This window comes from Janthinobacterium sp. GMG1 (assembly GCF_034427795.1).
GTDB lineage: Bacteria > Pseudomonadota > Gammaproteobacteria > Burkholderiales > Burkholderiaceae_D > Janthinobacterium.
The window spans coordinates 857,918-864,115 of the sequence record NZ_JAXQNT010000002.1; the positions used below are offsets into that span (position 1 = coordinate 857,918).

At 54.3% G+C, this 6,198-nt stretch carries 6 protein-coding genes, 1 tRNA gene and 2 pseudogenes; 5 read left to right on the plus strand and 4 right to left on the minus strand.

What is annotated here, in order from left to right:
• The first annotated feature begins 20 nt into the window (after window positions 1–20).
• A complete protein-coding gene (gene dnaQ, locus SJI03_RS08855) occupies window positions 21–737 on the plus strand; it encodes a DNA polymerase III subunit epsilon (RefSeq protein WP_099377395.1) in 717 nt (238 codons plus the stop codon).
• An 81-nt stretch (window positions 738–818) separates the two neighbouring features.
• Window positions 819–893, plus strand: a tRNA-Val gene (locus SJI03_RS08860).
• 148 nt (window positions 894–1,041) lie between these two features.
• On the opposite strand, the gene SJI03_RS08865 is transcribed toward SJI03_RS08860, so the two are convergent.
• Window positions 1,042–1,485: a hypothetical protein gene (locus tag SJI03_RS08865; protein ID WP_322426867.1), complete on the minus strand. Its 444-nt coding sequence runs from the start codon at window positions 1,483–1,485 to the stop codon at window positions 1,042–1,044.
• Window positions 1,485–1,826, minus strand: a pseudogene (locus SJI03_RS08870) (helix-turn-helix domain-containing protein); the annotation flags it as partial. The pseudogene SJI03_RS08870 and the gene SJI03_RS08865, both read right to left, overlap by 1 nt.
• Window positions 1,827–1,894: 68 nt before the next feature.
• Here SJI03_RS08870 and SJI03_RS08875 point away from each other — a divergent pair.
• Together SJI03_RS08875 and SJI03_RS28940 are read left to right on the plus strand one after the other, a co-directional pair.
• Window positions 1,895–2,374: a transposase gene (locus SJI03_RS08875; protein ID WP_322426889.1), complete on the plus strand. Its 480-nt coding sequence runs from the start codon at window positions 1,895–1,897 to the stop codon at window positions 2,372–2,374.
• A gap of 280 nt (window positions 2,375–2,654) precedes the next feature.
• Window positions 2,655–2,858: pseudogene (locus SJI03_RS28940) on the plus strand (major capsid protein); the annotation flags it as partial.
• A gap of 259 nt (window positions 2,859–3,117) precedes the next feature.
• On the opposite strand, the gene SJI03_RS08885 reads toward SJI03_RS28940, so the two are convergent.
• Window positions 3,118–3,780 (minus strand): PEP-CTERM sorting domain-containing protein, encoded by a 663-nt coding sequence (locus SJI03_RS08885; protein WP_322426869.1) that lies wholly within the window; start codon window positions 3,778–3,780, stop codon window positions 3,118–3,120.
• Window positions 3,781–3,882: 102 nt separating this feature from the next.
• On the opposite strand from SJI03_RS08885, the gene SJI03_RS08890 reads away from it, so the two are divergent.
• Window positions 3,883–4,290 (plus strand): DnaT-like ssDNA-binding protein, encoded by a 408-nt coding sequence (locus SJI03_RS08890; RefSeq protein ID WP_322426870.1) that lies wholly within the window; start codon window positions 3,883–3,885, stop codon window positions 4,288–4,290.
• A 786-nt stretch (window positions 4,291–5,076) separates the two neighbouring features.
• Here SJI03_RS08890 and SJI03_RS08895 read toward each other — a convergent pair.
• Window positions 5,077–5,466, minus strand: a complete 390-nt coding sequence (locus SJI03_RS08895; RefSeq protein ID WP_099377393.1) for a hypothetical protein — start codon at window positions 5,464–5,466, stop codon at window positions 5,077–5,079.
• Between the last annotated feature and the right edge of the window lie 732 nt (window positions 5,467–6,198).

Consider the following 6,198-nt stretch of genomic DNA (forward strand, 5'->3'; position numbering starts at 1 on the left):
CTTTTACGAATGAATCCGCCATGCGTCAAATTGTTCTCGATACTGAAACCACCGGCCTGAACCCGCGCACGGGCGACCGCATCCTGGAGATCGGCGCGGTCGAACTGAACAACCGCATGTTGACGGGGAATAATTTCCACCATTACATCAATCCCGAGCGCGACTCGGAAGAGGGCGCATTGGCCGTCCACGGATTGACGACGGAATTCCTCAGCGACAAGCCGAAATTCGCGGAAATCGCCGAGGAGTTTCGTGCCTACATCGCTGACGCCGAACTGATCATCCACAACGCCCCGTTCGATATTGGCTTCCTGAACGCGGAATTCAAGCGTCTGAACCTGCCGCCCGTGCATGAGCAAGTGGTTGGCGTGATCGACACCCTGGTGCAGGCGAAGGAAATGCATCCGGGCAAGCGCAACTCGCTGGACGCCCTGTGCGACCGCTATGGTGTCTCGAACGCCCACCGCAAGCTGCACGGCGCGTTGCTTGACTCGGAATTGCTGGCCGACGTCTACCTGGCCATGACGCGCGGGCAAAACAGCCTGAGCATGGAAGAAGAAGTGGAAGTGGCCGCCGATGGCGCCGCCCTGGAAATCGTGCCGCTGGCCGAAGTCATCTTCCAGAGCGCCACGGCCGACGAACTCGCCGCCCACGAAGCCACCATCGCCGGCCTCGACAAGGCCGCCAAAGGCCAGTGCATCTGGACCGCCGTCATGGCCCCGCCAGCGGCCGCCTGAGAAAAAGCGGGGGTATGGTAAATTTCCTCTCGCCAGCCCTTGCAGATGCCGCAGCACCTATGCGATAATTCGCCTCGCTTCGGGAGGTTAGCTCAGGGGTAGAGCACTGCATTCACACTGCAGGGGTCGCAAGTTCGAAACTTGCACTTCCCACCAAATTATTCGTTTCTATTCAATGACTTAAGATTTCTCATCTGGTCTGAATACGAACTTAGGGCAAATCTGGGGCAATGGGTTTTTCGTTCATTGTCCAGCCCCAAACGATACGGCCGCTTCCTGCGGCCGTTTTCATATCCAGCTATATTTAATTGTATTTCGGGAATTCATCTGCCCGCAGCGGGTTCGTCTGCGCGTACAGGCGCAGTAGCCGTTCCCGACGTCCATGGTCCAAGCCTGCGGCGATCCACTTGCCGTAGGTGCGCACTATCATGGTCGTGTCTGCATGGCCCATTTGCGTGGCGACATACAGCGGCAGCGCACCAAGCATGAGCAGGTTGGAGGCGAAAGTATGGCGCGTCTGATAGGGATTGCGGAAGCGCACACCACTGGCCTTGATGATGCGTTTCCAGCAGTTGTAAATGGGCTTGTCTCCCTGCCACGGCTTGCCGCTACGCGGGTGCAGGAATACCGTTCCGGCGCCAGCGCCCGTCAGCGCGTACTGTGCCTGCAGCGCGGCTAGCGCGCCGCAACGCATGTCGATCGTGCGCAGGCCGCTCAGCGTGTTCTTTTGCGCGCCGAATTGACCCACTCTGTTTGACCCTCCCTCCATTGCCTGGCGAACGCCGCCACTCGGTCGTAAGACCCCTTGAACCCCAATTCCGTTAGATCCTCGTGAAGCTGTTTTAGGCTGCGCCGTTGCTTGCGTGATTTGGCCGCTTCGGTCTTGAGCCAGCCTGCGAGGTCAAAAGCGTATGGGTCGATAGCGCTGGCCGATTGGCGCTCCGCATAGGCGGGCTCGGTTGTCTCCGAGCGCAGATAGCGCCGGACGGTGTTGCGCGAAATGCCGAGGCGCTTCGCGATTTCCCTCAATGAGACTTGGTCGCGAAGATGCCAGCGCCTAATAATTCCTAGTAATGCCACGTCAATCACTCCGATCCCCTACTCATTCAGATAAGTAGGATTGTGTGCTAAACGGGGGTCAATTTTCGATGCAAATTATGCGGCTAAGTGGGTCAGTTTTCGGTGCAAATCAACATGGTTGGTCGCCAATTGGACAGACGCGTGGCGTGGAGCCGCTGTCGCATTGCGAGCACGTCAATGTTCTCGGTGCGCTGCGCCATGACCATACGCTGTACTGGCGAACGCAACGTCGACCGACAGTGCGCGACGACGTGATCAGTTTCTTCGATGAGCTCGCGGCGCAAGACCATACCGTGCCGCGCATTGTCGTGGTGGACAACGCGTCATTTCACAAAGGGCCGCAGATCGAGAAATGCCGACGAAAATGGATGGCGCAGGGGCTGTTTCTGTACTACTTGCCGCCTTACAGCTCGGAACGGAATCGCATCGAGATCCTGTGGAAACAGGCCAAGTACTTCTGGCGCCGTTTCGTCGGGCTGAAAGGAAGCGAGTTGCTGACCGAAGTGGAATCGTTGATGAAAGGTTTCGGTACTGCTTTCACAATAAATTTCGTCTGACTACTTAGGTCTTACTCGTTGGTGGGAGGTTCTGGGACAATTTGCGAAGATTAAGGATCTCGAAACGCAGTATCTTCGAAGCCGACAGTGGTTTCGTGTCGATAAGCGGCCAGCCGTCCCGCCTGTAAGCGGAGCACGCGCCCCTCAAGGCTGCACAGGCCCGTTTCGCGAAGCATTGCCTCCGCCTGTCTAAGCTTCGCCAGCGACCGTTTCTCCTGACAGGGCGGCCATGGCAATGTCGGCGGGTGAGTGGGTGGCTAACTGGGCCAGGCAGGTCAATAGGGGCGCTGCTGTCGGTACCGATGGTTCCGACATCATCAGCAACATCGACACGACCAACGGCAAAGATTGCATCGAAACGACGATGCAGGTCGACTACACCTTCGGCCTGGGCTTGAAGGGCTACACCTGGGACGAAGCTTCAGGCGGCAAATCGCCATCCGATGCTGCGCTGGGCACCGGTGCCAACTGGGACAAGGTGGCCGCGCACGATGACCTGCAGCAACGTGAACGAGAGCTAGCAGCCGAGAAAGAGCGCGTTGCCAAGCAGGCGCATGAAAATGAGCTTGCCGCGACCTGCAACGCGGAGCAGGCTGCAGCGAACGAAGCCGAAGCCCAGCGCCTGCGCGACGAAGCCGTGAGTCTTCAGGCCGCCAAGAGCGCTGCGGCTACTGCCACTGTTGCTGCTGCCTCCGCCGAAAAGCCAGCTAAAGCGGCCAAGAATTAAATCTTGGCCGTCACCATCAAGCCGACTTAAGCCTGCGTCGGCCAGCGAAACCGACTATGCCCAAGCCGGCCAGTAACATGGCGTAGGTTTCTGGCTCAGGAATAGGAATGGTGTTATTTGTGAAATTTGCCGTAAATCTCATGTAAACCGTCTTGTCCACACCCCAAGGCTGACTCGCGTTAAGGGGATCCTTGGCATTCGAATAAACGTGGTTCCCTGTTAAACCGCCATTGTTGTTGGATCCTTGCGGCCTAATGAAATAAACTGGATTCTCGATGCCTGCAACTGTTAAGTATGCTACGTATTCTTTATTAAGTGGCAATGCCAGATTGAGTCCAGTTGCTTCAAATGCTGCATTTTTGCCACTGTATGGCATTGGAGCACTCGTGTACAAGGCGGGACCGACGGCTTTGGTTCCGTCCCATGCTGCAATCCCGAATCCGATATAGCCGGTGCCATAATTTGAAGTGCCGTAACCTGAAGACGCATAGAGGGTGAAATCGTTCAGCACTCCGCCCGGAGAAGTGAAAGTTTCTCCATAAGTAACCACACCTATTGCGCCCAAGTAACCTAATTCGCCAGAGTTGAACTCGTTGGAAAAGGTTGTTGCTTGCACGTGGAAGGAGGCGCACAAAGCAATGTTCGTAAGTGCAATTTTGATAATTGTATGTAAGCTCATCATTTTCCTTATATTGATGCAAAAAAGATATGAAAATTAATTATACGATAATTTTTTCTAAATTGCAGCAATTGAATATTTATTAAAAATGTAGGATTTCTTATGCTTACGATTGAAACTGGCGCAGGTCTGGCCGAAGCCGAATCCTATGCCAGTGTCGCCGCAGCTGATGCGCGTTGCGCCAGCCTGGGCCTGACCGCTTGGGCTGCGCTGACCGAGGCCGATAAAGAGCTCGCCTTGCGCAGGGCTACGCTGTTCATGGCGACCTACCGCACGCGCTGGGCCGGCCGCCGGGTGTATCAGCACCAGGCGCTGGACTGGCCGCGTTACAACGTGGCAGTCGACGGCTTCATCGTGCCCAGCACCATCGCGCCGCTGGACATCGTCAATGCCCGCATCGATCTGGCCGTGCGCGCCGGCAGCGGCGAGGATCTGCTGCCCGACCTCGACACTGGTTCCAACGCCATCAAAAAAGACAAGACTGGCCCACTGGAAACGGAGTATTTCTAGAACACCACTGACGCACGCGAGCGCTTCGTGGCAGTTGATACGTTGCTCGCGCCTTATTTGGGCTCGGCCGGCTGCGGCAACGCGATGAAGGTGATACGAGCATGAGCGCATACCCCGCCGTGAAGATCGATGGCTGTTTCGTCGCTGATAACACATACAGTTCCGATGGAAAGGTATGGAACGTCACAAACCTGATCGCGCGCGCCATGAATTTGGAGCCGTTCGACCTGCCACTGGCGGCGATCTACTCCGCGAGGTCTGGACTCCTGTCGGTTCGGCCTAAGGCATCGCGCACGACCAGCAATTGCTGCTGTTGCCGTTGCAGCGCAAAGGGGGCGCCAATGCCGGCACCGACGGCGGCCGAGGTGCTAGATCGCACCTTTAGAGCGTTTTTTTGAGGGGAGAGGTGATCCGGCTTACTCTGCAGCAGGCGCTGCGCTTGGCGCGGGCTGAGCGGCAATGCATGGCGGACGAAGAATTCAGGCGCTCGGCTTGCAGGCGCTGGACTGCTCCAAGGTATGAGTCTTGGCCAAGATCGAGGCAGGTATATCCGTGCTTCCGTTTCAGTTAATGATGCTTACTCTGCTTATGAATTCTTTAGAAGAGTCAGAGGCATATCACATCTTGATCAGCTGCCAATGGAGAATATTTTATTTTGGAAATAATTGCTATAGGGTGGTAAGTTAATCATCACTAAATATAACGATTTTTTATGCGACTGATATTGTCTATCTTGGCTGAGCAGTTACATAAAATAACTACTTTATTTCGTTCTGCCGCTGCTAATTAGCCGATTGCGAAACGCAAGGTACCCAGGCTGCGTACCTGGACCACGCCATCTTGATTGACGAATGAACGAACGCCTTCTGCAAGGATGCTATTGTCGGTCTGGTATGCCCCGTTCCACGCATCGCTGATGCAATATGGCCGACCGTTAGGACGAGCACTTCCGCCGAAACTGATAACGAATGGCGCCACGCCATCCTTGCCTTGGGCCTTGTTAAATACCCATGAATAGTGTCCGATATTGCCTTCGGCGGTCAGTGGGCCGACAGGACTATAGCTTGCGTTATACACGCCGCTGATGACGCCATTCGAGGAATCGGCCGAACTGATTTTAAATGTAAAATTCTTATCTTCAGAAACATAGTTTCCGGGTACTGGTACATTGCTCATGATAAATTACCTTTCAATGTAAAAGAAAAGAAATGTAACTGCTCAGCTGAATGGAATGCTACACCATATTATTGTTGTAAAACATTATTTTTGAAAATAATTATATTTATTAATGATGCGATTCTGAAAATGTCACGTAAATACTCGCTTTGTCACCAAATATAACTGCCACAGCTTAAAATTATGTCCAGTGATGCGGAATAATCCGGATGATAGTATTTTGCATGATAATCTCCAGCGCCTGATGAGGTTCCCGAACGTTCTTGTTCCAATGCATCAGAGTTTCTTTACTATTGGAACCAGGCTTGAGATTGCTAGTGCACGCTATGATAATCTTTCCGCTTATCAACTCGGCGCTGAATGTGCGAATCTTGTGTCTGGCACATATTGAGGATTGTGTGTTTTCGCTAAACGCGAAGTCCGCCAACGGCACGCTTAACTGCATGTGAGAGGGCAAGTAACAGAATCTGGCGCAGCTGGACTGTCGAGGCGATCGAGCGCGGCCGGGAAGTCGCTGGCACACCGGCTGGACGGCAAGTGCAAGGGCTGCGCTTTGCGCCACCGATAGCTGGAACTCGCGACAGTACTGGGACCCAGCATTGGATCTGCTCGCCCTGCATGTGCCGTTCACCACGCAATATGGTCGTGGCAGCAAAAAAAAGAAGCCACCTTTTGGGTGGCTTTGCCATTGTTACGCTTGATTCTTGCTACGCCATAGTATGAAGCCCAGCA